The organism is Nocardioides lacusdianchii, from assembly GCF_020102855.1.
Classification (GTDB): domain Bacteria; phylum Actinomycetota; class Actinomycetes; order Propionibacteriales; family Nocardioidaceae; genus Nocardioides; species Nocardioides lacusdianchii.
Genome location: NZ_JADHZD010000008.1, coordinates 111,439 through 133,196 on the forward strand (window position 1 = coordinate 111,439; position 21,758 = coordinate 133,196).

The 21,758-nt window shown below is 70.9% G+C and carries 22 protein-coding genes; 7 read left to right on the forward strand and 15 right to left on the reverse strand.

Going from position 1 to position 21,758, the window contains the following annotated elements; all coding sequences use genetic code 11:
* The first annotated feature begins 78 nt into the window (after positions 1–78).
* A complete protein-coding gene (locus tag IRX98_RS13215) occupies positions 79–1,035 on the forward strand; it encodes a type IV toxin-antitoxin system AbiEi family antitoxin domain-containing protein (protein ID WP_224277441.1) in 957 nt (318 codons plus the stop codon).
* Between the two features lie 86 nt (positions 1,036–1,121).
* On the opposite strand, the gene IRX98_RS13220 is transcribed toward IRX98_RS13215, so the two are convergent.
* The 11 genes from IRX98_RS13220 to uvrA form a co-directional block, all read right to left on the reverse strand.
* The gene (locus IRX98_RS13220) at positions 1,122–1,481 is read right to left on the reverse strand and encodes an RNA polymerase-binding protein RbpA (RefSeq protein ID WP_224277443.1); all 360 of its coding nucleotides are present in this window, start codon (positions 1,479–1,481) and stop codon (positions 1,122–1,124) included.
* 31 nt (positions 1,482–1,512) lie between these two features.
* Positions 1,513–1,752, reverse strand: coding sequence for a preprotein translocase subunit SecG (gene secG, locus IRX98_RS13225; protein WP_224277445.1), 240 nt, complete (start codon positions 1,750–1,752; stop codon positions 1,513–1,515).
* 44 nt (positions 1,753–1,796) lie between these two features.
* Entirely contained in the window at positions 1,797–2,567 is a 771-nt protein-coding gene (tpiA, locus tag IRX98_RS13230) for a triose-phosphate isomerase (RefSeq protein WP_224277632.1), read from the reverse strand.
* Between the two features lie 30 nt (positions 2,568–2,597).
* A complete protein-coding gene (locus IRX98_RS13235; protein ID WP_224277448.1) occupies positions 2,598–3,800 on the reverse strand; it encodes a phosphoglycerate kinase in 1,203 nt (400 codons plus the stop codon).
* Between the two features lie 5 nt (positions 3,801–3,805).
* Complete coding sequence (gene gap, locus IRX98_RS13240; RefSeq protein WP_224277450.1) at positions 3,806–4,801, reverse strand: type I glyceraldehyde-3-phosphate dehydrogenase; 996 nt, start codon at positions 4,799–4,801, stop codon at positions 3,806–3,808.
* Between the two features lie 159 nt (positions 4,802–4,960).
* Positions 4,961–5,947, reverse strand: coding sequence for a DNA-binding protein WhiA (whiA, locus tag IRX98_RS13245; protein WP_224277452.1), 987 nt, complete (start codon positions 5,945–5,947; stop codon positions 4,961–4,963).
* A gap of 63 nt (positions 5,948–6,010) precedes the next feature.
* Positions 6,011–6,982, reverse strand: a complete 972-nt coding sequence (locus IRX98_RS13250; RefSeq protein WP_224277454.1) for a gluconeogenesis factor YvcK family protein — start codon at positions 6,980–6,982, stop codon at positions 6,011–6,013.
* Between the two features lies 1 nt (position 6,983).
* Positions 6,984–7,853 (reverse strand): RNase adapter RapZ, encoded by an 870-nt coding sequence (rapZ, locus tag IRX98_RS13255; RefSeq protein ID WP_224277456.1) that lies wholly within the window; start codon positions 7,851–7,853, stop codon positions 6,984–6,986.
* On the reverse strand, positions 7,854–9,845 hold the full coding sequence (uvrC, locus tag IRX98_RS13260; protein ID WP_224277458.1) for an excinuclease ABC subunit UvrC: 1,992 nt from the start codon (positions 9,843–9,845) through the stop codon (positions 7,854–7,856).
* Between the two features lie 43 nt (positions 9,846–9,888).
* Entirely contained in the window at positions 9,889–10,359 is a 471-nt protein-coding gene (locus tag IRX98_RS13265; RefSeq protein ID WP_224277460.1) for a Rieske (2Fe-2S) protein, read from the reverse strand.
* A gap of 44 nt (positions 10,360–10,403) precedes the next feature.
* Positions 10,404–13,430, reverse strand: a complete 3,027-nt coding sequence (uvrA, locus tag IRX98_RS13270; protein WP_224277463.1) for an excinuclease ABC subunit UvrA — start codon at positions 13,428–13,430, stop codon at positions 10,404–10,406.
* Between the two features lie 172 nt (positions 13,431–13,602).
* Between uvrA and IRX98_RS13275 the strand changes: the two genes are divergently transcribed.
* Genes IRX98_RS13275 through trxA form a run of 3 tightly spaced genes read left to right on the forward strand, consistent with a single transcriptional unit; the run spans position 13,603 to position 15,737 of the window.
* The gene (locus IRX98_RS13275) at positions 13,603–14,307 is read left to right on the forward strand and encodes a maleylpyruvate isomerase family mycothiol-dependent enzyme (RefSeq protein WP_224277465.1); all 705 of its coding nucleotides are present in this window, start codon (positions 13,603–13,605) and stop codon (positions 14,305–14,307) included.
* Entirely contained in the window at positions 14,301–14,996 is a 696-nt protein-coding gene (locus tag IRX98_RS13280; RefSeq protein ID WP_224277467.1) for an MBL fold metallo-hydrolase, read from the forward strand. The genes IRX98_RS13275 and IRX98_RS13280 overlap by 7 nt, the downstream gene beginning before the upstream one ends.
* Positions 14,997–15,056: 60 nt before the next feature.
* On the forward strand, positions 15,057–15,737 hold the full coding sequence (gene trxA / locus IRX98_RS23500; RefSeq protein WP_308044955.1) for a thioredoxin: 681 nt from the start codon (positions 15,057–15,059) through the stop codon (positions 15,735–15,737).
* 24 nt (positions 15,738–15,761) lie between these two features.
* Here trxA and IRX98_RS13295 read toward each other — a convergent pair whose 3' ends face one another.
* Complete coding sequence (locus IRX98_RS13295; protein WP_224277469.1) at positions 15,762–16,217, reverse strand: hypothetical protein; 456 nt, start codon at positions 16,215–16,217, stop codon at positions 15,762–15,764.
* Between the two features lie 239 nt (positions 16,218–16,456).
* Between IRX98_RS13295 and IRX98_RS13300 the strand changes: the two genes are divergently transcribed.
* On the forward strand, positions 16,457–17,098 hold the full coding sequence (locus IRX98_RS13300; RefSeq protein ID WP_224277471.1) for a sulfotransferase family 2 domain-containing protein: 642 nt from the start codon (positions 16,457–16,459) through the stop codon (positions 17,096–17,098).
* Here the strand turns inward: IRX98_RS13300 and IRX98_RS13305 are convergent.
* Complete coding sequence (locus IRX98_RS13305; RefSeq protein ID WP_224277473.1) at positions 17,092–17,790, reverse strand: hypothetical protein; 699 nt, start codon at positions 17,788–17,790, stop codon at positions 17,092–17,094. The genes IRX98_RS13300 and IRX98_RS13305 overlap by 7 nt on opposite strands.
* A gap of 25 nt (positions 17,791–17,815) precedes the next feature.
* Here IRX98_RS13305 and IRX98_RS13310 point away from each other — a divergent pair, with 25 nt between their 5' ends.
* Entirely contained in the window at positions 17,816–18,460 is a 645-nt protein-coding gene (locus IRX98_RS13310; protein WP_224277475.1) for a sulfotransferase family 2 domain-containing protein, read from the forward strand.
* Between the two features lie 13 nt (positions 18,461–18,473).
* Here the strand turns inward: IRX98_RS13310 and IRX98_RS13315 are convergent, their stop codons facing one another.
* Positions 18,474–19,418: a zinc metalloprotease gene (locus IRX98_RS13315; protein ID WP_224277477.1), complete on the reverse strand. Its 945-nt coding sequence runs from the start codon at positions 19,416–19,418 to the stop codon at positions 18,474–18,476.
* A 138-nt stretch (positions 19,419–19,556) separates the two neighbouring features.
* Between IRX98_RS13315 and IRX98_RS13320 the strand changes: the two genes are divergently transcribed.
* Entirely contained in the window at positions 19,557–20,303 is a 747-nt protein-coding gene (locus tag IRX98_RS13320) for a dienelactone hydrolase family protein (RefSeq protein WP_224277479.1), read from the forward strand.
* 559 nt (positions 20,304–20,862) lie between these two features.
* Here the strand turns inward: IRX98_RS13320 and IRX98_RS13325 are convergent.
* Positions 20,863–21,753 (reverse strand): aminoglycoside phosphotransferase family protein, encoded by an 891-nt coding sequence (locus IRX98_RS13325; RefSeq protein WP_224277481.1) that lies wholly within the window; start codon positions 21,751–21,753, stop codon positions 20,863–20,865.
* Between the last annotated feature and the right edge of the window lie 5 nt (positions 21,754–21,758).

Below are 21,758 nucleotides of genomic sequence, written 5' to 3' on the forward strand. Positions count from 1 at the left end.
GTCGGCGCATCTGCACGGTTCTCCACAGCGCGATGGCGAGCAGACTGAGATGAGCCGGCGCGGGGCATGCGACGTGGCATGGACATCTCGCAATGGCTTCGCCTGCCCCAGCTGGGCGAAAGCTTCCCGCTCCCCACGGACGAGCCATTCACCCTCCAGCAGGCCCTGGCCGCCGGCGTCCCACACCGCTGGTTGAACGACCTGACGCGCGCCGGACTGCTGCGGCACCCGATCAAGGGCGTGTACCTCCCTGCGCAGCTTCCGGACAGCACCGCATCCCGCCTGGCGTGCTTGCGTCTCGTGATGCCCGCCGACGCGGTGGTCGTGGACCGGCACGCCGGATGGGCGCAGGGCGCCAACATGTTGCTGCTCCCCAACGAGCACCTGAGCGCGCTGCCGATCGCGATGTACCTGCCCCAGGGTCGAGGCCGCCTGCGCAACAAGCTGGCCGATAGCGGAGAGCGCACGTTCCGCGAAGCCGACCTGACGGAGGTGGACGGCGTACGTATGACCACGCCGCTTCGCACTGCCCTGGACCTCGGTCGACAGCGGTGGCCCGAGCCAGCGCTCACTGCTCTCGATGCACTCCACCGGCTCGGCGAGTTCAGCGTCGAGGAGCTGATGTCGGAAGTCGACCGCTTCAAGCGCATGCGCTGGGTCACGACGCTCCGCCACATGGCGCCGTTCACCGACGGACGCTCGCAGTCAGGTGGCGAGACCGTGGTGAGATGGCGATGGCGCAACCTGCCTGTCCCGCCGCCAGAGCCACAGGTGGCCGTGCGATCGGAAGGGCGGCTCGCCTTCGTCGACGTCGGCAACGGTGACCTGCGCTTCGGCGTGGAGTTCCAGGGATTGGACTGGCACACGGGGGCCGACAACGAGGCCAAGGACGAGGAGCGGTTCGACTGGCTCCGGACCGATGCAGACTGGGTCATCGAACCCGTCTGGACGCCGGATGTCTACGGACGCCACGCTCGGATCGACGACATCATACTGGACGGGGTCCGTCGGGCTCGCCGGCGAGGCGCCGCGTGAGCAGACGCGCCGACTCGACGCTGACTGGCGCACACACGCGCCGACTCGACGTCAGGGTGGCGTGCAGACGCGCCGCCTCGACTCGGTCAGAAGATGATCTCGCCGGCCTTGCGGCGGCTGCGCAGCAGGGCGACGGCCTCGTCGAGGATGTCGGCCGCCTCGGTCTCGCTGCGACGCTCCTTCACGTAGGCGAGGTGCGTCTTGTAGGGCTCGATCTTCGGCGCCGGGGGCGGGTTCTCCGAGTCCAGGCTCGCGGGGAGACCGCACTTGGGGCAGTCCCACGAGTCGGGCACGGCGGCCTCGATCGAGAACGTCACCACCGACCGGTGGTCGTGGCTGCAGAAGTAGGTGACCGTCTGGCGGGGCGCGGCCTCGCCGCGCTCCGCCTCGCCCATGGGGCCGGCACCGATTCGACTACCGCGGATCGCATTTCCAGCACCAGCCACGACGACTCCTTCGAAAGAAAGCTGAGGGGGATTAGTTGCCCGCGTAGGCCTTGAGCAGGCCCAGGGCGATGATGCACGCAAACCAGATGACACCGACGCCGACCGTGAAGCGGTCGAGATTGCGCTCGGCCACCGACGATCCCCCCAAGCTGCTGGAGACGCCCCCGCCGAACATGTCGGAGAGGCCGCCACCGCGGCCCTTGTGGAGCAGCACCAGCAGGATCATGATCGCGCTCGTCGTGACGAGCAGGATGGTGAAGAGCAGAATCACGAGCGGAAGCCTACGTCACGTCCACGCGGAACCGGTGAGCGCCCTCACAGCACCGGCATGTCGTAGAAACGGCAGATGCCACCGAACTCGTCGACCTGCAGGCTGGCGCCGCCCACGAGGCATCCGTCGACGTCCGACTTGTCCATGATCCCGCCGACGTTGGCGGCCTTGACCGACCCGCCGTAGAGGATCCGCAGGCCGTCCGCGGCCGCGTCGCCGTGCACCTCGCGCACGCGCCCACGGATGGCCGCACAGACCTCCTGAGCGTCGTCGGGGGTGGCGACCTCGCCGGTCCCGATGGCCCACACGGGCTCGTAGGCGACCACGAGGCCGGCGACCTGCTCGGCGGTGAAGCCGTCGAGCGAGCCGTCCACCTGCGTGAGCGTGAACGGCACGTGCTCGCCCGCCTGGCGTACGTCGAGGCCCTCCCCGACGCACACGATCGGCGTCATGCCGGCCGAGAGGGACTTGTGGGCCTTGGCGTTGACCAGCTCGTCGGACTCGTTGTGGTACATCCGGCGCTCGGAGTGCCCGACCACGACGTAGGAGCAGCCCAGCTTGCTGAGCATGCCCGCAGAGATCTCGCCGGTGTAGGCGCCCTCGTCGTGCACGGACACGTCCTGCGCGCCGTAGCGGATCGAGAGGCGGTCACCGTCGACCAGCGTCTGCACCGAGCGGATGTCGGTGAAGGGCGGCACGACGACCACCTCGACCTTGCCGAAGTCGTGGCGCTTGTCCGACAGCGTCCAGGCGAGCTTCTGGACGAGCACCACCGCTTCCTGGTGGTTGAGGTTCATCTTCCAGTTGCCCGCCATCAGCGGCGTGCGGTCGTTCTTGGCCACGGGTCAGTCCCTCTCGAGTACGGCGATGCCCGGGAGCTCCTTGCCCTCCAGGAACTCCAGCGACGCGCCACCGCCGGTGGAGATGTGGCCGAAGGCGGCCTCGTCGAAGCCCAGCTGTCGTACGGCGGCAGCTGAGTCGCCGCCACCGACGACGGACAGGCCGTCGACCTTCGTCAGCGCCTCGGCGACGGCACGGGTGCCGTCGGCGAAGGCCTCGACCTCGAACACGCCCATCGGCCCGTTCCAGAAGACCGTACGCGCGTCGCTCAGCGCCGCTGCGAAGTCAGCCGCCGAGCCGGGCCCGATGTCGAGCCCGAGGGCGTCCGACGGGATCTCCGAGGCGGGTACGACGCGGGGCTCGGGCTCGCGGTCGCCCGACGGGAAGGCCGTGTCGACCACGACGTCGGTCGGGAGCAGGATCTCCACCCCGCGGTCCGCCGCCTCGGTGAGGTAGCGGGTGCAGGTGTCGAGCTGGTCGGCCTCGAGCAGGCTCTTGCCGACCTCGTGGCCCTGGGCCTTGAGGAAGGTGAAGACCATGCCGCCGCCGATGAGCAGCTTGTCGGCCTTGTCGATGAGGTTGTCGATGACGCCGAGCTTGTCCGACACCTTCGAGCCGCCGAGGACGACGACGTAGGGACGCTCGGGGTGCTCGGTCAGCCGTCGCAGCACGTCGACCTCGGCCGCGACCAGACCGCCCATCGCGGACGGCAGCCGCAGCGCGACGTCGTACACGCTGGCCTGCTTGCGGTGCACGACGCCGAAGCCGTCGGAGACGAACGCGTCGGCCAGCTGCGCGAGCTGGTCGGCGAACGCCCCGCGGACGGCGTCGTCCTTGGACGTCTCACCGTCGTTGAACCGGACGTTCTCCAGCAGCGCGATGCCGCCGTCCTCGAGACCCGCGACGGTCTCCGACGCGCTCGCGCCGACGGTGTCGGACGCGAACGCCACCGGACGCCCCAGCAGCTCGGAGAGCCGGCGCGCGACCGGCTCGAGGGAGTACTTCGGGTCGGGCGAGCCGTCCGGGCGGCCCAGGTGGGCGGTGACGACCACCCGGGCCCCCGCGTCGGACAGCTGCGTGATGGTCGGCACGCTCGCGCGGATCCGGCCGTCATCGGTGATGGTGGTGCCGTCGAGCGGCACGTTGAGGTCCGAGCGGACCAGCACGCGCTTGCCCGACAGGTCCCCCAGCGAGGTGATGTCCGACATCGAGCTCAGAGGCTCGAGCCGACGTGGGTGATGAGGTCGGCGAGGCGGTTGGAGTAGCCCCACTCGTTGTCGTACCAGCCGAGGACCTTCACCTGGTTGCCGATGACCTTGGTCAGCGGGGCGTCGAAGATGCACGAGGCCGGGTCGGTGACGATGTCGGTGGAGACGAGCGGGTCGGTCGAGTAGCGCAGGTAGCGGCCGTCGGCGGCAGCCTTGACGATCTCGTTGACCTCGTCGACCGACGTCTCGCGCGAGGCCTCGAACGTGAGGTCGGTGGCCGAGCCGGTCGGGACCGGGACGCGCATGGCGTAGCCGTCGAGCTTGCCCTTGAGCTCGGGCAGCACCAGGCCGATGGCCTTCGCGGCACCGGTCGAGGTGGGCACCATGTTGAGCGCGGCGGCACGGGCGCGACGCGGGTCCTTGTGGATGTTGTCCTGCAGGTTCTGGTCGGCGGTGTAGGCGTGGATGGTGGTCATCAGGCCCTTGTTGATGCCGAGGCCGTCGTGCAGGGCCTTCGCCATGGGCGCCAGGCAGTTGGTGGTGCACGACGCGTTGGAGATGACCGTGTGCTGCGACGGGTCGTAGAGCTCGTGGTTGACGCCCATCACGATGGTGATGTCCTCGTTGGACGCCGGCGCGGAGATGATGACCTTCTTGGCGCCGGCGTCGACGTGGGCCTTGGCCTTCGTCGCGTCGGTGAAGAAGCCGGTGGACTCGACGACGACGTCGACGCCCAGGTCGCCCCACGACAGGTTCGCCGGGTCGCGCTCGGCGGACACGGCGATCCGCTGGTCGCCGACCATGATCGAGGTGTCGTCGCTCGAGACGTCGGCGTCGAGGCGCCCGAGGATCGAGTCGAACTTGAGCAGGTGGGCCAGCGACGCGTTGTCGGTGAGGTCGTTGACGCCGACGATCTCGATGTCGGCGCCCGAGGCGCGCACGGCGCGGAAGAAGTTGCGGCCGATGCGGCCGAAGCCGTTGATGCCTACGCGAACGGTCATGGTGGATGCCTCCTAGGTGCGGGGCCTTCGGTGACCCCGTCGACAGCTCTGGCCTTCGGTGACCAGCATCACCGACCCTATCGGGTCACGCCGGAGCCGCGGAGCGCGGTCGACCGCGGTACGGACAGGTAACTTTGGATCGATCCAAAGCCCCCGGCCTCACTCTTCCTCAGCCAGCATCTCCGGGGTCAGCGACGCCTCGGTGTCGGGGATGCCGAGCTCCTCGGCGCGCTTGTCCGCCATCGCGAGCAGCCGGCGGATCCGCCCGGCGATCGCGTCCTTGGTCAGGACCGGGTCGTGCAGCTGGCCGAGCTCCTCGAGCGAGGCCTGCTTGTGCTCGAGGCGGAGGTGGCCGGCCTGGCGCAGGTGGTCGGGGATCTCCTCGCCGAGGATCTCCAGCGCGCGCTCCACGCGGGCGCCCGCGGCAACCGCTGCCCGGGCGGACCGGCGAAGGTTGGCGTCGTCGAAGTTGGCCAGGCGGTTGGCGGTGGCGCGGACCTCGCGGCGCATCCGTCGCTCCTCCCACGCCATCAGCGACTCGTGGGCGCCGAGCCGGGTGAGCAGGGCCCCGATGGCGTCGCCGTCACGGATCACGACCCGGTCCACGCCGCGCACCTCGCGCGCCTTCGCGGAGATGCCGAGGCGGCGGGCGACGCCGACGATCGCGAGCGCGGCCTCCGGGCCGGGGCAGGTGATCTCCAGCGACGACGAACGACCGGGCTCGGTCAGGGACCCGTGGGCGAGGAACGCACCGCGCCACGCCGCGACGGCGTCGCAGCCGCCACCGCTGACGACGGCGGGCGGCAGGCCGCGTACGGGGCGACCGCGCTGGTCGAGCAGGCCGGTCTGGCGCGCCAGCGCCTCGCCGTCCTTGGTCACCCGCACGATGTAGCGGCTGCCCTTGCGGATGCCGTTGCCCTGCACCATGACCACGTCGGAGGGGTGGCCGTAGACCTCGGAGATGTCCTTGCGCAGGCGCCGCGCGGCGGCTCCGGTGTCGAGCTCGGCCTCCACGACGATGCGGCCGCTCACGATGTGCAGGCCGCCTGCGAAGCGGAGCATCGAGGCGACCTCGGCCTTGCGGCAGCAGGTCTTGGTGATCTGGGTGGAGGCGAGCTCTGCCTTCACCTGTGCCGTCATAGCCATGGGCCGAATCCTGCCATGCTGGTCAACGACCCTCGACGGCCCGGGCGACCGGGTCTGCGCCGCTCAGGCCTCGTCGACGATGCGCCGGAAGGCGGCCGCGAGACGGTCCGGGTCGTGGCGCGGCTCGCCCGGCACGGCGATGTCCTCGACGACCAGTCGGGCGCCTCGCTCCGAGACCGCCTTCTCGAGGACCTCGCGCTCCCCCGCCAGCGACCCGGCGTCGACCAGCACGGCGTGCACGTTGAGGTCCGGTGCGTGCTCGAAGAGCGCCGCGAGGTGCTCCTCGGGACCGAAGCCGGTGGTCTCGCCCGCCTGCTCCTCGAGGTTGAGCACCACCACGAGACGCCCCGGCGTCTCGGCCAGTGCCCGGCGCAGGCCCGGCACCATCAGGTGCGGGATCACCGAGCTGAACCACGACCCGGGGCCGAGCACGACCCACTCGGCGGCCAGGACAGCCTCGACCGCCTCCGCGCAGGCCTGCGGGTCCTCCGGGACCAGGGCGACCGACTCGATCTGGCCGGCGGTCGTGGCGACCTCGACCTGGCCGCGTACGACCGTGACGGCGTCCGGGGACGCCGGGTCGACGCCGCGCACGCGCGCGGTGATGTCCATCGGCGTGGTGGCCATCGGCAGCACCCGGCCGTGCGCGCCGAGCAGGCGACCGACCCAGTCGAGGCCGCGGACGTGATCACCGCCCATGAGCTCCCACAGGCCGACGATCAGCAGGTTGCCGACGACGTGACCGTTGAGGTCCCCCTGGCCGGCGAAGCGGTGCTGGACCACGTCGGCCCAGGTGCGGCCCCACTCGTCGTCCCCGCAGAGCGCGGCGAGCGCCATCCGCAGGTCCCCGGGCGGCAGTACGCCGAACTCGCCGCGCAGGCGGCCCGACGACCCGCCGTTGTCCGCCACCGTGACGACCGCTGTCAGGTCGTCGATCGTGAGCTCGTCGTGGAGCCGGCGCAGCGCCGACAGCGTGGCGGCCAGACCGTGGCCGCCACCGAGGGCGACCGCAGCCTGCGCGGTCTCGCGCGCCACCTCACTCCCTGCCGAGGTCGCGGTGCGCGGTGCGCACGTCGTAGCCCGCCTGCCGCATGAGCCCGGCGATAGCCTCGGTCATGGCCACGCTGCGGTGCTTGCCGCCGGTGCAGCCGACGGCGACCTGCATGAAGCGCTTGCCCTCCCTCAGGTAGCCCTGGGCGACGGTCTGCAGCACGGGGAGGTACTGGTCGAGGAACGTCTCCGCGCCGGGCTGGGACAGCACGTAGGCGGACACGTCGGGGTCGCGGCCGTTCTGCGGGCGCAGCTCGGGGACCCAGTGCGGGTTGGGCAGGAACCGCATGTCGGCGACCCAGTCGGCGTCGACGGGGATGCCGTACTTGAAGCCGAAGCTGATGACGGTCACCTTCAGGCGCGTCGTCGCCGCGGTGCCGAACAGCTCGGTGATCCGGTCCTGGAGCTGGTGGACGTTGAAGTTGGACGTGTCGAGCAGCACGTCGGCGTCGCCGCGGATGTCGGCCATCGCCTCGCGCTCGCGCTGCAATCCGTGGAGCAGGCGACCGCTCCCCTGCAGCGGGTGCGGACGGCGGGCCGCCTCCTGGCGGCGTACGAGCACCTCGTCGGTGGCCTCGAGGAACAGCAGCGTCGTCGGCCGTCCGGTGACCTGCTGGTGGCGGTTGGCCTGGAGCGAGTCGAAGAACGAGCCCGAGCGCACGTCGACGACCACCGCGATCGGCTGGTCGATGCCGCGGCTGTCGTCGACGAGGCGTACGACGTCGCGCACCAGGGTCGGCGGGAGGTTGTCGACCACGAAGTAGCCGAGGTCCTCCAGCTCCTTGGCCGCCGTGCTCCGTCCGGCGCCGGTCATGCCGGTGACGATGACCAGCTCGCCGGGGGTCGCCTCGACCATTCAGTCCTCCTCGATGAGCTCGCCGGTGGCGGTGTTGACCGCCGGCTCCCTGGGGGCAGTCTTGCGGGTCGCGTCGGCCTTCGCGACCGCTTCCTTGATCGCCGCAGCCGTGCGCGGGCCGATGCCGGGGACGAGCGCGATCGCATCGGGCTCGGCCTCGCGCAGCTTCTTCAGCGACCCGAAGTGCTTGAGCAGCGTCTTGCGCCGGACCTCGCCGAGGCCGGGCACGTCGTCGAGCATGCTCTCCACCATCGACTTGGACCGCCGGCCGCGGTGGTGGTTGATGGCGAAGCGGTGGGCCTCGTCGCGGATCCGCTGGAGGAGGTAGAGGCCCTCGCTGGTGCGGGCCATGATGACGGGGTCCTCCTCCCCCGGCAGCCACACCTCCTCGAGCCGCTTGGCCAGCCCGCAGACGGGGATGTCGGTGACGCCGAGCTCGGCCAGCGCCTGCTGGGCCGCGGCGACCTGCGGCGGGCCGCCGTCGACGACGACGAGCGAGGGCGCGTAGGCGAACTTCCGTGGCCGACCCGTCTCCGGATCGACGAGCATCGGACCGGAGTCGGTCGACACCGTCTCGCTCCGCGCCTGCTCGTCGAGCAGCCGCTTGAAGCGCCGGGTGATGACCTCGTGCATCGACGCCACGTCGTTCTGGCCGTCGACGCCGCGGATCACGAACCGCCGGTACTCAGACTTGCGCGACAACCCGTCCTCGAAGACGACCATCGACGCGACGACCTCGGTGCCCTGGAGGTTGGACACGTCGTAGCACTCGATGCGCAGCGGTACCTCGTCGAGCGCGAGGGCCTGCTGGATCTCCTCGAGCGCGCGGTTGCGGGTGGTGAGGTCGCTGGCGCGCTTGGTCTTGTGGAGCGCGAGCGCCTGCGCGGCGTTGCTCGCGACGGTCTCCTGGAGGTCGCGCTTGTCGCCGCGCTGCGGCACCCGGATCGCGACCCGGCTGCCGCGCCGCTCGGTGAGCAGCTCCTCCATCACCGTGTGGTCCGGCGGCAGCGCCGGCACCAGCACCTCGCGCGGGATCGTGTCGCCCGCGTCGGGGTCGGCGCCGCCGTAGAGCTGCAGCAGGAACTCCTGCACCAGGCCGGCGGTGTCGCTGTCGTCGGAGCGGTCGGCCACCCAGCCCCGCTGGCCGCGGATGCGCCCGCCGCGGACGTAGAAGATCTGCACGGCCACCTCGAGCGGGTCCTCGGCCAGCGCGATCACGTCGGCGTCGGTGCCGTCGCCCAGCACCACCGCCTGCTTCTCCAGCGCCTTGGTCAGCGCGCCGAGGTCGTCACGGAGCCGCGCGGCCTTCTCGAAGTCCAGCGCCTCCGAGGCGGCGTACATCTCGCGCTCGAGGCGCTTGGTGAAGGCGGTCGTGCTCCCGGCCATGAAGTCGCAGAAGTCGTCGACGATCTCGCGGTGCTCCTCCGGCGTCACGCTGCCGACGCACGGGGCCGAGCACTTGTCGATGTAGCCCAGGAGGCACGGGCGCCCGATCTGCGCGGACCGCTTGAAGACGCCGTTGCTGCACGAGCGCATCGGGAAGACCCGCAGCAGCAGGTCGACGGTCTCGCGGATCGCCCAGGCGTGGCTGTAGGGGCCGAAGTAGCGGGTGCCCTTGCGCTTGGCCCCGCGCCCGACCATCACGCGCGGGAACTCCTCGCCCACGGTGACCGCGAGCCAGGGGTAGGACTTGTCGTCGCGGTACTTGACGTTGAAGCGCGGGTCGAACTCCTTGATCCAGCTGTACTCCAGCTGGAGCGCCTCGACCTCGGTGTCGACGACCGTCCACTCGACGCTGGCGCCGGTGGTCACCATGGACGCGGTGCGGGGGTGGAGGTTGCCGATGTCCTGGAAGTACGACGACAGGCGCGGGCGCAGGCTCTTGGCCTTGCCGACGTAGATCACGCGACCCTTGGCGTCCCGGAACCGGTAGACCCCCGGCTTGGTCGGGATCGACCCCGGCGCGGGTCGATAGGTGCTCGGGTTGGCCACCCGTCAACCCTACGGGCGGCCCCCGACAGTCGTGACAGGCCGGTCAGGCGCGGGTGATGGAGTCCCCGTCGACGGTGATCTCCACGGCGGCCAGTGCGGCCGTGGCCGGACCGCCGAGCGGCGAGCCGTCCTCGAGGGAGAACCGGCTGGCGTGGCACGGGCAGGGGATCTCGCCGTCGCTGCTGGTCTCGACGAGGCAGCCCTGGTGGGTGCAGACGGCGGTGAAGGCCTTGAAGTCGCCCTCGGTGGGCTGGGTGATCACGACCTTGGCGTCGGGGACCACCAGGCACCCGTTCACCGGTACGTCGGCGGCGCTGGCGAGGACCGCGCCGCCGGCAGCGGCCCCTCCCTCCTCGGAAGGGGACGACGACGCGTCCGGGGTGTCGGAGCCGGAGGAGGTGGCGGGGTCGGTGGCCGAGGTGTCCGAGTCGTCACCGCACGCGGCGAGGAGCGGGACACCCACGGCGACGGCGGCGGAGCCGGACAGGGCGCGACGTCTGTTGATGGCGGTCATGCGGCCAGAGGCTAGCCAGCGCACCTGTGAGAATGCTGTGACGACTACTTCTTCGCCGCGGCCTTCCGGGGTGCTGCCTTCTTCGCCGTGGCCTTCGTGGCGGCCGCCTTCTTCGCGGGCTTCTTGGCCGCCGCCGTCTTCTTCGTCGTCCTGCCGGCCGGCGCCGAGGTGGCTGCAGCCGCGCGTCGCGGCTTGCCCGGCTGCTCGGCCCCACGGCCCTCGAGGATCGGACGCAGGAAGGTGCCGGTGTGGCTCGCCTCGACCACCGCGACCTCCTCCGGAGTGCCCTCCGCGACGACGGTGCCGCCGCGCGAGCCGCCCTCGGGACCCATGTCGATGAGCCAGTCGGCAGTCTTGATGACGTCGAGGTTGTGCTCGATCACCAGGACCGTGTTGCCCTTGTCGACCAGGCCGGACAGCACGTGGAGCAGCTTGCGGATGTCCTCGAAGTGCAGGCCCGTCGTGGGCTCGTCGAGGACGTAGACGGTGCGGCCGGTCGAGCGCTTCTGCAGCTCGCTGGCGAGCTTGACGCGCTGCGCCTCGCCGCCCGACAGGGTCGTCGCGGGCTGGCCGAGGCGGACGTAGCCGAGGCCGACCTCCTGGAGGGTGTTCATGTGGCGGGAGATGGCCGGCACCGCGGCGAAGAAGTCCGCGGCCTCCTCGATCGGCATGTCGAGGACCTCGGCGATGGTCTTGCCCTTGTAGTGGACCTCGAGCGTCTCGCGGTTGTAGCGCGCGCCGTGGCACACCTCGCAGGGGACGTAGACGTCCGGCAGGAAGTTCATCTCGATCTTGATCGTGCCGTCGCCCGAGCACGCCTCGCAGCGCCCGCCCTTGACGTTGAAGGAGAACCGGCCCTGGAGGTACCCGCGCATCTTGGCCTCCGGGGTGGAGGCGAAGAGCTTGCGGACGTGGTCGAAGACGCCGGTGTAGGTCGCCGGGTTGGACCGGGGGGTGCGACCGATCGGCGACTGGTCGACGTGGATCACCTTGTCGACGTGCTCGAGGCCGGTGATCTTCGTGTGCCGCCCCGGGACCGTGCGGGCGTTGTAGATCTGCTTGGCCAGCGAGGTGTAGAGGATGTCGTTGACCAGCGTGGACTTGCCCGAGCCGGAAACGCCGGTGACGGCGGTGAAGACGCCCAGCGGGAAGCTGACGTCGACGTCCTGGAGGTTGTGCTCGCGGGCTCCGTGGACCGTGAGCTCACGGCCGACGGTGCGCGGGCGGCGTACGGCGGGGACGGGGATCTCGCGACGGCCGGAGAGGTACTGGCCGGTCATCGAGTCGGGGTGCTTGAGCAGGTCCTCGACCGAACCCGAGTGGACGACCTGGCCGCCGTGCTCGCCGGCGCCGGGGCCGATGTCGACGACCCAGTCGGCGACGCGGACGGTGTCCTCGTCGTGCTCGACGACGATGAGGGTGTTGCCGAGGTCCTTCAGCCGCAGGAGGGTCTCGATGAGGCGCTTGTTGTCGCGCTGGTGCAGGCCGATGGACGGCTCGTCGAGGACGTAGAGGACACCGACGAGGCCCGCGCCGATCTGCGTGGCGAGGCGGATCCGCTGCGCCTCACCGCCCGACAGCGACCCGCTGGGCCTGTCGAGGGAGAGGTAGTCGAGGCCGACGTCGAGGAGGAACTGCAGGCGCTCCTGGATCTCCTTGAGCACCCGCTCGCCGATCTGGCGCTCGCGCACCGACAGGTCGACGGTGCGGAGGTAGTGGGCGGCCTCGTTGATCGGCAGCGCGCAGACCTCGGCGATGTTCTTGCCGCCCTGGTCGCGGGCGCCGAGGGTGACCGACACCGAGACCGGCTTGAGGCGCGAGCCCTGGCAGGCCGGGCACGGCACCTCGCGCATGAAGCCCTCGAAGCGCTCGCGGCTGGTGTCGGACTCGGCCTCGCGGTGCCGGCGCTCCACGTAGGGGCGTACGCCCTCGAAGGCGGCGTAGAAGGCCCGCTGGCGGCCGTAGCGGTTCTTGGTGACGACGTGGACCTTGGTCGAGTGGCCCTCGAGCAGCGACGTGCGCTGCTTGGGGGTCAACTGGTCCCACGGGGTGTTGAGGTCGAAGCCGAGCTCCTCGCCGAGCGCGTTGATCAGGCGGAGGAAATAGTCGGCGACGTGGGCGCCGCTCCACGGCGCGATGGCGCCCTCGCCCAGCGTGGCGCCGGTGTCGGGGACCACCAGCTCGGGGTCGACCTCCATCTTGGTGCCGAGGCCTGAGCAGACCGTGCACGCGCCGAAGGGCGAGTTGAACGAGAAGGAGCGCGGCTCGAGGTCGTCGGTGTCGATGGTGTGGTCGTTGGGGCAGGCCATCTTCTCGGAGAACTTCATCTCCCGGCCCGGGTCCTTGGCGTCGAGGTCGACGAAGTCGAAGACCACGAGGCCGCCGGCGAGCCCGAGCGCGGTCTCGACCGAGTCGGTCAGGCGGCGCTTCGACGACTCCTTGACCGCGAGGCGGTCGACGACGACCTCGATCGTGTGCTTGAGCTTCTTGTCGAGCGTCGGCGGCTCGTCGAGGGAGTGGGTCTCGCCGTCCACACGGGCGCGGCTGAAGCCCTGCTGCTGGAGCTGGCGGAACAGCTCGACGTACTCGCCCTTGCGGCCCCGGATGACCGGCGCGAGGACCTGGAAGCGCCGACCGTCCTCGAGGCCGAGGATGCGGTCGACGATCTGCTGCGGGGTCTGGCGCTCGATCGGCGCGCCGCAGGTGGGGCAGTGGGCGCGGCCGGCGCGGGCGTACAGCAGACGGAGGTAGTCGTAGACCTCGGTGATGGTGCCGACGGTCGAGCGCGGGTTCTTCGACGTGGACTTCTGGTCGATGCTGACCGCGGGGCTCAGGCCCTCGATGAAGTCGACGTCGGGCTTGTCCATCTGGCCGAGGAATTGGCGCGCGTAGGCCGACAGGGACTCGACGTAGCGGCGCTGGCCCTCGGCGAAGATGGTGTCGAAGGCGAGGCTGGACTTGCCGGACCCGGACAGGCCGGTGAAGACGATGAGCGCGTCGCGCGGCAGGTCGAGCGAGACGTCCTTGAGGTTGTGCTCGCGAGCGCCCCGGATGATGAGCTGGTCGGTCACGGATGTCCTCGTCGGTCCTCGTGGCGGGCAGGTCGGTGGAGTCGAACACATGTTCGTCTCGACGGCGCCCGCGGTCAAGCCGACGCACCGTTCCACCTTCTCACGCGGCACCCACACCGCCCCGATCGTCCACCCACGGGGGTGGGTGCCGCAGAGGTGGCACGATGGCCCCGTGACCGACTCCGCGGCCCGGGCCGCCGACCTGATCACGGACGCCGACCGGGCGCTCGTCCGGACCGTCGACCGCCTCGACGAGGCGGCGTACGCCGAGCCGTCGCTGCTGCCGGGCTGGACCCGCGCCCACGTCGTGGCCCACCTCGCGCTCAACGCCGAGGGACTCGCGGGCGTCCTCCACGGGGCGCACATCGGAGAGCCGCAGCCGATGTACGCCTCCCCCGAGGGCCGCGACTCCGACATCGCCGAGCTCGCCGCCGCCGACCCCGCCGAGCTGCGCGAGCGCCTCCTCGCCGGCACCGCGACCTTCTCCGACGCGCTCGCCGCGATGCACGAGGACGACTGGGCCGGCCGCTTCGAGCGCACGCCCGGCGGACCCGACTTCGCCCTCGTCCACGTGGCGCTGATGCGGGTGCGCGAGGTGGAGATCCACCACGCCGACCTCGGCGCCGGCTACTCCCCCGTCGACTGGCCGGAGCCCTTCCGGGTCCTGCTGCTCGACTCGATGACGAAGCGCCCCTACCCGGCGCCCTTCAGCGTGCACCCCACCGACCTGGACCGGACCTGGCACTACGGCGAGGGGACCGGGGGCGCCGTCGTCACCGGCACGTCCGCCGACCTCGGCTGGTGGCTCACCGGTCGCGGGACGGGCGAGGGGCTCGAATCCGACACGAACGACCTCCCGGAGGTGGAGTCATGGTGAACGACAGCCCGACCGACTACACGGGGGACGTCTCCCCCGGCGGCGCACCCGACGTACGCCGTGCCGGGTGCCTGACGGTGACCAAGGTCGCGGTCGATTCGGACATGTCCAACAACTGCTACCTCCTGCACTGCAGCGAGACCGACGAGCGCGTCCTCGTCGACGCCGCGGCGGAGCCCGAGCGGCTGCTCGAGCTCATCGGCGACGGTCCGCTGACCTCGATCGTCACCACCCACCAGCACTGGGACCACCACCGCGCGCTGGCCGCGGTGAAGGCGGCCCACCCGGGGGCCACGGTCGTCGCCGGCGCCCCCGACGCGGAAGCGATCGAGGAGCAGACCGGCGTGAGCGTCGACCGGCGCGTCGGCGCGGGCGACAAGGTCGCGGTCGGCACGTGCGACCTCCACGTCATCCCGCTCACCGGCCACACCCCGGGCTCGATCGCGCTGCTCCTCGACGACGAGGCGGTGTCGCCGCACCCCCACCTCTTCACCGGGGACTCGCTCTTCCCGGGCGGTCCGGGCCGGACGACGAGCCCGGAGGACTTCACCTCGCTGATGGACGACCTCGAGGAGAAGGTCTTCGGCCGGCTGCCCGATAACACGTGGTTCTACCCCGGCCACGGCAACGACTCGACCCTCGGCGCGGAGCGTGGCTCGCTGGCCGAGTGGCGCGCCCGCGGTTGGTGACCCCCGCCACCTCTGCGCCGACGACGTGAGTCCGCGGCGTCGTCGTGGCAGGCTGGACGCATGAGCACCCGTGAGCTGACCCTGGCCGACTTCGAGCAGACCGTGAGCGGTGAGGGCATCGTCCTCGTCGACTTCTGGGCTGCCTGGTGCGGACCGTGCCGGCAGTTCGCACCGGTCTACGAGAAGGCGTCCGAGGACAACCCCGACATCGTCTTCGGCAAGGTCGACACCGAGGCCGAGCAGCAGCTCGCCCAGATGGCGGCCATCACCTCCATCCCTACCCTGATGCTCTTCCGCGACGGCGTCCTGCTCTTCAACCAGGCCGGCGCCCTGCCGCCGCAGGCGCTCGCCGGCGTGATCGAGCAGGCCCGCGAGCTCGACATGGACGCCGTACGCCAGGAGGTGCAGGCCGCGCAGGAGGCAGCTGCCAATGGCCCCCAGGACGAGATCGGCCTCGACGAGTTCGCCGCCGCGCACAGCCAGGGTGCGTACGTCGTCGACGTGCGCGAGGCCGACGAGGTGGCCGGCGGGCGCGTCCCCGGCGCCGTGCACATCCCGATGAACGACGTCCCGAACCGGGTCGCGGAGCTGCCGCAGGACCAGCCCGTCTTCGTGATCTGCCAGTCCGGTGGCCGCAGCCGTCAGGTCGTCGACCACCTGCGCGCCCAGGGCGTGCCCGCCTTCAACGTCGTGGGCGGCACCGGCGGCTGGGCGCAGCGCGGCTGGCCGCTCGAGGCCTGAGCTGCACCGCGGACCGACCTGCGATCAACAGTTCGAGACGCCGGTCAGGTCGTACGAGCCGCCCAGGTTGGCCGTGCTGACCAGGGTGCGCTGGTTGGTAGCGGTGTAGCCGAGCGTCAGCTTGAACTGACTGGGGCTCTTGCTGGTGCAGAACGTGAACGTGATGAGGTTGCTGCTGCTCGTCACGTTGGCGAACTGCTTGACGTCGACCGTGCTGAAGAAGTCGGTCCCGTCTGCCTTCAGCGAGGTGATGTCGATGGTCCACGGGTCACCGGGCTGGACCGTGAGGGTCAGCGTGGCTCGATAGCTCTGGCAGTTCTGACCAGCGCCAGCCAGCTTGCACACGTTGAAGGACAGGACGCCGCTGATGCTCGGGGCATCGGTGGACGCGGCGAAGGCCGGTGCGTTGGCGGCGACCGCCACGACCGGGATGCTCCAGGCTGCTCCACGTACAACGGTGCGCCGGCTGTACTGCGACATGCTGAACCCCCACGGTTCGATGACAGTGATGTCATCCCCACGATGACTTTGTCGACGGTAGGAGGTTCGTGCGGGGAACCACGGACAGATCTGCTGTTCTTGAGAGTTCCTGCGGTTTTCCTCGGCTTTGGGGCGTCGCTGGACTGGACCACTCGGCACGTCCGCGCCTCGGCTCGGCGCAGGAACGCGCGCGTGAGCCGTCCGCCGGAGGCGTCTCACGCGTGGGATAACCTCGGCGCGTGCTCATCAGCGACTCCCGGCAGGTGCTCTTCGTCCACGTCCCCAAGACCGGCGGTGTCTCGGTCGAGGACACGGTGAAGGAAGCCTGTCCGGACGCCCGCAAGGCGCGCACGCCGATCGGCCGGCACGCCACGCTCGGCAAGATCATCAAGCACGAGCCGCAGGTCGTGGACTACTGGACCTTCGGGTTCGTGCGGAACCCGTGGGCACGGATGGTGTCGTGGTACTCGATGATCTCGGCGTGGGACCGGCGCCACGGACCCGCGAGCGGCAAGCCCCAGGACGTCAAGCACGGGTCGATGCGTGACGGCAACGAGATGTGGCGCGCCGCAGCGGCGTACTCCGGCTTCGACGAGTTCGTGATGCGCGGCACCGAGGAGCTGCCTCGCGTCGGCACGCCCCAGATCAAGTACCTCCGCGCGCCCAAGCACAACCGCGAGGTCGACTTCATCGGCCGCACCGAGAACTTCGTCGAGGACCTCCAGCGCGTCCAGGTGCAGCTGGGGCTCGAGCCGTCGACGCCGGTGCACAAGAACAAGTCCAAGCACGGGACCTACCACGACTACTACACCGACGAGACGCGCCAGCGGATCGCCGAGGTCTACGCCGAGGACATCGAGCTCTTCGGCTACACCTACTGAGCCTGGCTCTCCAGCCGGGTCCCCCGGGCTCGCGACCACTCCCCCGTGGCCTCGAGCCGGCGCCACACGTCGTACTCCGGGGCGAAGTGCGCGGCGAGAGCCTCGCGGGTGGCGAAGGACAGCTCACCGCGGGCGGCGCCCGACGTGTTGCGGCGCTCGAACTCCAGAGGTGCGCCGATCCGCTCGCTGAACCACGCCGACCAGACGTCGGGACGCTCGACGCTGAAGACGCGGTCGACCGCGACGGCGCCCTGGGCGTGGAGGAACTTCGCCGGTCGTCCCTTCGGGATCGGTGCGTCGTCGTCGCCGGCGAGGTAGTGGAGGGCGAACTGCTCGAAGGACATGTCGGCCGTCGACTGCCGGCTGTCGTCGCGGGCGCGGTAGCGCCACCACGACTCCAGCCAGGCGATCGGCTCACGGAACATCGTCACCAGCTCGTAGGACTCCCGCGGGTGCCCCTGCTCGGCAAGGCCGGCCGCCCGGGTGTGCACGAAGCCCCGGGCCGGGAGGTGCTTGCGGGCCGGCGGGGCGCTGACGACCTCGGTGGCGTACGGCGCCAGCGTGCGCTCCAGCGTCGTGCTCGCGGTCTTCGGCAGCGCGAGCAGCACGAAGTCCCGCCCCGGACCGAGCTCGAGGAACGTCATCACCCGCAGATCATCCCGCATCGCCTCGCGCGCGGCTGCGCCTGCCACGGGTGCGTGGGCTAGCCTCGCGCCCGTGCTGATCTCCGACGCCAAACGTGCGCTCTTCGTGCACGTGCCGAAGACGGGCGGGGTGTCGGTGGGCGTCGCCTTCGAGCGCGCCTGCCCCGATGCGCGCAGCAAGGCGCCCGGCGTGCGGCCGCCGCTGGGCCGGCATGCGCCGTACGAGCGGATCCTGCGCGCGGAGCCGCAGACGGTCGGCTACTGGTCGTTCGCGTTCGTGCGCAACCCGTGGGCGCGGATGGTCTCGTGGTGGTCGATGATCCAGGACTGGGACCGCGAGTGGGGCCCGTCGAGCGGGCGGCCGCAGGGTGCCGACGCCGAGAAGATGCGCGGCAACGACATGTGGCGCGCCGCCGCGGCGTACTCCGGCTTCGAGGAGTTCGTGCTGCGCGGGACGGCCGAGCTGCCGCGCGTGGGTCGGCCGCAGGTCGACTACCTCCGCGCGCCGGACCGCGAGGTCGACTTCATCGGGCGCACCGAGTCGTTCGCCGAGGACCTGCAGGAGGTCGAGCGCCGCCTCGGCGTCGAGCCGACCCGCATCCCGCACCGCAACAAGTCGCCGCACGGCAGCTACCGCGACTACTACTCGGACGCCGCGCGAGCGAAGGTCGCCGAGGTCTACGCAGCAGACCTCGACGCCTTCGGCTACACGTTCTGAGTCGGGCCGCGCGTCAGGCCGCGCGGTACTGCAGCCAGGCGTCGCTCATGCGGGCGACCTGACCGGCGGTGAACTGGTACATGCAGGAGTCCTGCGTGTAGTCCATGTAGTTGTGGATCGGGTCGAGCCCGGGAGAGGTGCAGGTATCGGCGCCGGTCGGGCAGTCGAACTGCGGTCCGGCCTCCGCCGGGGTGTCGGCGACCTGGTCGCCCTGGCCCTTGCAGCCGCCCTGGAACGTGTGGTAAAGCGCCAGCCAGTGTCCGACCTCGTGGGTCAGCGTGTCGCCGAGGGCGTACTTCCCGGCGGTGCCGCCGGGCATCGACTCGTCGAGGATCACGACGCCGTCGCTGCTGTTGAGCTTCCTGGTCGGGAAGGTCGCCCAGCCGAGCAGGTCGTCGCCGATGTCGGCGGTCCACACGTTGAGGGTGTCCTTGCCGCCGACGCGGGTGGCGGCCTTCATCTCCTTCTCCACCGGCCCCGGCGTGACCGTGGCCCACGTGTCGTTCTCGAGGAAGTTGATGTCGACGAGGTCGAAGCTGAACGGCGTCGCGGCCGAGGACTGGGTGCCGGTGCGGCCGGTGTAGGCCTCGTTGAGGACGGCCACCTGCGACTGGACGAGCTGGCCGAGACGGTCCTTGGCGGCCTGCGAGGTGCCGACGGGCACGACGACGTGGAAGTAGGTGGGGACCGAGACCGAGCCCGCCGCGAGCGTGGCGGCGTTGTCGAGCTTGGCGTACTGGTCGCCGCGGCCCTGGAAGAGCTCGGGCTCGAGCTTCTTGGAGCCCGCGCGCACGCGGGCCTCGTCGGCGGCGTGGTCGTGCTCGTCGACGCACGCAGCCGCACCGGGAGAGGGGGCGAGCGCGATGGCGGGAACGGCAGCGGTGGCGGAGAGCGTCGTGCCGGCGAGGGCCAGCGAGCCGGCCACCACGAGGCCGCGAAGGGAACGGGAGTGTTGCATCCGAGATCAACCTGTTCTTCTGGGGGGATTGTGGCCAGCAACCTAGTCGTGCCGAAGGCCGGATGAACAGACCCTCGTACGCCCGCTGCGGTGGACGTCCTCTTCCGTCGGGCGCGCACCGCTGGCAGATTTCTGGTCGTGGACGCACTCGCGAGCTGGACCAGGACCGAGCACACCGCCGACGTGGCGGGACGGCCCACCACCCACCCGGTCTGGCGCAAGGGCGTCGGGCCGGGCGTGATCGTGGTGCACGAGATCCCCGGCATCACCCCCGAGGTGGTGGCGTTCGCCGAGGAGGTCGTGGCGGCCGGCCACACCGTGCTGATGCCCAGCCTCTTCGGCACCGACGCTGCGCCGATGACGGCCACGAGCACTGCCAAGGCGCTCGGTCGGGTGTGCGTGAGCCGGGAGTTCACCAAGCTCAGCACCGCGGAGACCACCCCGGTCGCTGGATGGCTCCGCTCGTTGGCGCGCGACCTGCACGCCGAGGTCGGCGGCCCGGGCGTCGGTGCGCTGGGGATGTGCTTCACCGGCGGCTTCGCCCTCGCCATGATGGTCGACCCCTCGGTCACCGCCCCCGTGCTCTGCCAGCCCAGCGCGCCCTTCGCCGTGACGCCCGGCCGGTCGCGCGACCTCAACCTCTCCCCCGGTGACCTCGACATCGTGAAGGGGCGCTGCGCCGCCGGCCAGCAGGTCCTCGGCTTGCGCTTCCGCTCCGACCCGGCCGTCGGCAAGCGCTTCGACACCCTCACCACCGAGCTCGGCGAGGCGTTCATCCGCGTGGAGTTCGAGGGCAAGGGACACTCCACCGTCACCACCCACCGCCAGCAGGCCGGGGTGGACGCGGTGCTGGACTTCTTCCGGGAGAAGCTGGGCGCCGGCTGACGGTTCGTCCACCCTCGGTGGTCGAGTAGCCGAGCGAGGAACGAGTGAGGCGTATCGAGACCAGCTCGGTCAAGGGGTCTCGATACGCCGCTCGCTGGCGCTCGCGAGCTACTCGACCACCGATGACGGGCCACTCGGTGGTCGAGTAGCCGAGCGGTCACTTCCCCTTCGGTGGTCGAGTAGCCGAGCGAGGGACGAGTGAGGCGTATCGAGACCCAGCTCGGTCGAGGCGTCTCGATACGCCGCTCGCTGGCGCTCGCGAGCTACTCGACCACCGATGACGGGCCACTCGGTGGTCGAGTAGCCGAGCGGTCACTTCCCCTTCGGTGGTCGAGTAGCCGAGCAAGGAACGAGTGAGGCGTATCGAGACCCAGCTCGGCCGACGCGTCTCGATACGCCGCTCGCTGGCGCTCGCGAGCTACTCGACCACCAATGACTGGCCACTCGGTGGTCGAGTAGCCGAGCGAGGAACGAGTGAGGCGTATCGAGACCCAGCTCGGCCGAGGCGTCTCGATACGCCGCTCGCTGGCGCTCGCGAGCTACTCGACCACCGACGCCCTCAGCCCATAGACGCGATCAGCTGTCGCACCGTACGCAGCCCCAGCTGCGACATGTGCGACGCGGTGTCGCGGTAGTAGGTCCAGCCGCTGATCGCGGGCGCGAGCGCGAAGCCACGCGCGCGGCGGTAGGCCGCGTCGTCGAGACCGACGGTCTCCCGGTAGAGCCCCGCCACGGAAGGAGGCAGCGAGCCCCACATCGCGTTGAGCTCGATCGCCGGGTCGCCGCGTCCGGCGCAGCCCCAGTCGATCACCGCGGCGAGAGCGCCGTCGCGCACGAGCAGGTTGCCCTCGTGGAGGTCGCCGTGGAACCAGCGCGGCTCGCCGTCGTACGCCGGTGCGGCCAGCGCGTCGTCCCAGACAGCGAGCACCGCGTCGCGCGAGACCTCGGTGGGGTCGGCGCGGGCGGTCCACCGACGGACCCACTCGTCCATCGCGGCGAGCGGTCCCCCGCGCCCATCGGTCGTCACCGGCCCGTCGAGCGCCGGCACCTCGCGGCACGCCCGCACGAAGGAGCCGAGCGACACCGCCCACTCCTCGGGGTCGTACGTCGCCGGCGTGGGCGTCGCCCCCTCGATCCACGGCACCACGGTCCAGGGGAACGGGTAGCCCTCCCCCGGCTCGCCGAGGGCGACGGGCGCGGGGATCGGCAGCGGCAGGTGGGGCGCGACGAGCGGCAGCCAGGTGTGCTCGAAGGCGACGGTTTCCGCGGGCCCGGGAATCCTCGGCAGCCGCACGAGGAGGTCGTCGCCGAGGCGGCAGAGCTGGTTGTCCGTCCCGACCGGAGGCAGCCGTCGCAGCGGCAGGTCGGCCCACTGCGGGTGCTGCGCCGCCAGGAGACGGCGTACGACTCCCTCGTCGACGAGCACCTCGTCGTCATGCATCCCGGTCATCGGAC

What these genes read in the sequence shown, in the direction of transcription:
- IRX98_RS13325 (WP_224277481.1), bottom strand. Translation starts at nt 21,753, where the DNA reads ATGACCGGGATGCATGACGACGAGGTGCTCGTCGACGAGGGAGTCGTA.
- IRX98_RS13280 (WP_224277467.1), top strand. Translation starts at nt 14,301, where the DNA reads ATGGTGAACGACAGCCCGACCGACTACACGGGGGACGTCTCCCCCGGC.
- whiA (WP_224277452.1), bottom strand. Translation starts at nt 5,947, where the DNA reads ATGGCTATGACGGCACAGGTGAAGGCAGAGCTCGCCTCCACCCAGATC.
- rapZ (WP_224277456.1), bottom strand. Translation starts at nt 7,853, where the DNA reads ATGGTCGAGGCGACCCCCGGCGAGCTGGTCATCGTCACCGGCATGACC.
- IRX98_RS13215 (WP_224277441.1), top strand. Translation starts at nt 79, where the DNA reads ATGGACATCTCGCAATGGCTTCGCCTGCCCCAGCTGGGCGAAAGCTTC.
- IRX98_RS13295 (WP_224277469.1), bottom strand. Translation starts at nt 16,217, where the DNA reads ATGTCGCAGTACAGCCGGCGCACCGTTGTACGTGGAGCAGCCTGGAGC.
- IRX98_RS13265 (WP_224277460.1), bottom strand. Translation starts at nt 10,359, where the DNA reads ATGACCGCCATCAACAGACGTCGCGCCCTGTCCGGCTCCGCCGCCGTC.
- tpiA (WP_224277632.1), bottom strand. Translation starts at nt 2,567, where the DNA reads ATGGCGGGCAACTGGAAGATGAACCTCAACCACCAGGAAGCGGTGGTG.
- IRX98_RS13315 (WP_224277477.1), bottom strand. Translation starts at nt 19,418, where the DNA reads ATGCAACACTCCCGTTCCCTTCGCGGCCTCGTGGTGGCCGGCTCGCTG.
- IRX98_RS13235 (WP_224277448.1), bottom strand. Translation starts at nt 3,800, where the DNA reads ATGTCGGACATCACCTCGCTGGGGGACCTGTCGGGCAAGCGCGTGCTG.
- gap (WP_224277450.1), bottom strand. Translation starts at nt 4,801, where the DNA reads ATGACCGTTCGCGTAGGCATCAACGGCTTCGGCCGCATCGGCCGCAAC.
- trxA (WP_308044955.1), top strand. Translation starts at nt 15,057, where the DNA reads ATGAGCACCCGTGAGCTGACCCTGGCCGACTTCGAGCAGACCGTGAGC.